Genomic DNA, 2680 nt, shown 5'->3' with positions numbered 1-2680 from the left:
CTGGTATCAATTAGTGATTTTCACAAACCGTCGGTGCGACGGGGTTAGCTTGGGTAAACTTGTAACATTAGTTATATTGACCAAGAAGCTCACACTTCAAGCGTTAGCTAAGTGGAGAGTAGTTCACAGTTCCTCCTTTTTTAACATTTATACTATAAAATATTTTTCTTATAAAATTACATGAAGTTCTGTAGTAGTTTTATCTATATAAGCAAATTTTACCTTACTAGAGACAGGTTCTCCATCATTAGTTAAAATACATCCACTAGCTATAACATCATCCATAACAGAACTAATAGCTAAGTCATCTACTCCTTCTTTAGCATTTCTTAAGGTTAAAGATACAGTATTACTACTATCATCTTTAAATACTAACATTAAACTATTTTCGTTTTTTTCCAAAACAAAGCTCTCCTTTCAATTTTAAAATTTCCCCTTTTTATTATTAAGTAATTCTTAATTAAGAGAAGTTATTAACTCTTCTTCAACTACTGGAGTTGAAATTATTAATTCACCTAAGGCATTGCCACACTTAAGAATATTTTCCTGTGAAGAATTTAAAGCTATATTTACTTTTTGAGTAGTAAATATAGGTTCACCTTTATCATCAATGCCTTTTTCATACTTTAATATCATATTATGAGCTATTATCTGTGACATAATATTATCCTCCTTTCTTTTATTTTAAAAGAACACTTTCATTTGAATTTTAATTTAAGAAAAATCTTAACTCATTGTCCTTTCAAATATAAAATATGCAAATTTAAAATTTTTTGTAGTAAAAATCAAAAAAATTTTTATATTTTTTTTCTTACTAACTAAAAGAATATAAAAAAACACTTAAAAAACACCTAAATAAATATATTAATAATATACTTATTAGGTGTTAATTGAAAAAAATAATATATGAATTTGCTTTGAAAATTTAATATTAAATAGAAATTAAAAGATAACTAAGCTATAAATTAATAATATTTTAAGCTAAGACCTGAAGGTTTTATAATGAAGGTCTTAGAATTATTATTTGGAGGTGTATAGGTATTACCCTCCTTAGAATAATTATATATAAATAGTTTATCCTTATCTTTAAATCTAATGGTTATAGTATCATCATATTCAAAAGAAGTATCATTTAAAATCTTAGCAAATTCATTAGCATCTTCATATAAGTTTACAGCAGCTTCTTTCTTTAGATCATCTAAACTATCCTTTAAAATAAATGCAAATAATTCATTACCAGTAATATTATCTAAAATAATATCTTTATTAGCAATTTTGCCAGTAGAGTGTACAAGTAGTTTATTATTTTTAGAGTCAAAGGATATTATTGCTATGGTTGCGTTCCAAAAATCCTTAAAAATTATAATATCTTTCAATGGAAATTGAACTAATCCATTTTCAGTTATATAGAAATTTTCAGGAGTTAATAAAAGATTAAACCTTTCATTAAAATTTGGATAATTAGATATTGAAATTTTATTTAATTCTTTACATTTTAAAGTTAAAATATCACCAAGTTCAAAAGGATAATTATTTAGAGCATATGCAAAGTTTTCAGCAGTTATATTACCATATATTCTACCAAAATCTTTTGTTTTACCTAGTTTATCACTTAAGGTAATTAAGAAATAATCTTCATTAAAGCTAGTTTGTGTTTTTATATTACTAAAGGATACAATAAGTTTTTTAGAAATAATATCAAAATATATTTGTAGCATTATTTCATTATCTATATTTTTTAATGTTATTACATTTTTTAAGATTGTTTTACCACTTAAAGGTGAATTAGATTGTAAAACTAACCCTAAATCACTTATAATAAAGGATTCTGTATCGTTAAATGGAAGGTATATATTAGATTTAAAAGGTACATCTGAAATAAAAACTGAAGTTTTATAAACAGAATTATAATCCCTAGAAGGAGCATAAATTTCAAAAATATCACCAAACTCAAAATCAGTATCATTTAAAGAAGTAGCTAAATCAATGGCAACCCCTGAATTAGGATAAAAGGATGGTGTATAGGATATTATAGAGTCTTCTTTTTTTACAGTACCATTATTGCTCTTTAATTTATATGAAAAAGCATATTGTCCTGTAGAGCTTTTATTAATTATATACTCTTCTGCAGTAGCTTTTATTTTTTTAGAATCTTTATCAAAACTTATAGTAAGTGCATCTGCATATGGATTATAAAAAGAGCGCAGTATAATTTTATTATCATTTAACACTGAAATAGGAGTAAAAGAAACTAATCCTTTTTTAGTGATTTTAAATAATTCTTGATTATAACTAAGTGTATGAGTTTGATTTTCCATTTTAAAATTAGTTATATTAACATTATATAAAGCTTTAGTGTGACAGTATATTTCTAAAATATAATCGTAAATAAAGGAAGTATTATTAAGAGTTTCTATAAAATCCTTAGGTATAGTATTAGATGGTAATTTAGCTGTAAATATAGGAGCTGTTAAAGCAAAATCACTTAAATTATATAAACTTAATATAACATAATCATATTTACTAGATGTATCAGCTATATTATCAAAAGAAAATGCTTTAAATTTTTCTTCTAGAATATCAAATTCTATAGAAACTAAAGGCTCATTATTAATATTATTTATATTTATAATATTTGGAAGGAATAAAGGTATTAAATTTAAGGATAAAGGATATATTT

3 protein-coding genes are annotated in these 2680 nt (G+C 23.8%); all 3 read right to left on the bottom strand.

What is annotated here, in order from left to right:
- Positions 1-168: 168 nt before the first annotated feature.
- Entirely contained in the window at positions 169-402 is a 234-nt protein-coding gene (locus GBZ86_RS14755) for a DUF2922 domain-containing protein (RefSeq protein WP_152891911.1), read from the bottom strand.
- A 54-nt stretch (positions 403-456) separates the two neighbouring features.
- Positions 457-660 (bottom strand): DUF1659 domain-containing protein, encoded by a 204-nt coding sequence (locus GBZ86_RS14750; RefSeq protein ID WP_152891909.1) that lies wholly within the window; start codon positions 658-660, stop codon positions 457-459.
- A 305-nt stretch (positions 661-965) separates the two neighbouring features.
- The coding region (locus GBZ86_RS14745) for a hypothetical protein (protein ID WP_152891908.1) at positions 966-2680 on the bottom strand (1715 nt) is incomplete at its 5' end.

The organism is Clostridium tarantellae, assembly GCF_009295725.1.
In the GTDB taxonomy this organism is placed as follows: domain Bacteria; phylum Bacillota; class Clostridia; order Clostridiales; family Clostridiaceae; genus Sarcina; species Sarcina tarantellae.
Note: the sequence above shows the minus strand (reverse complement) of the source record. Positions and strands in the feature narration are given on the sequence as shown.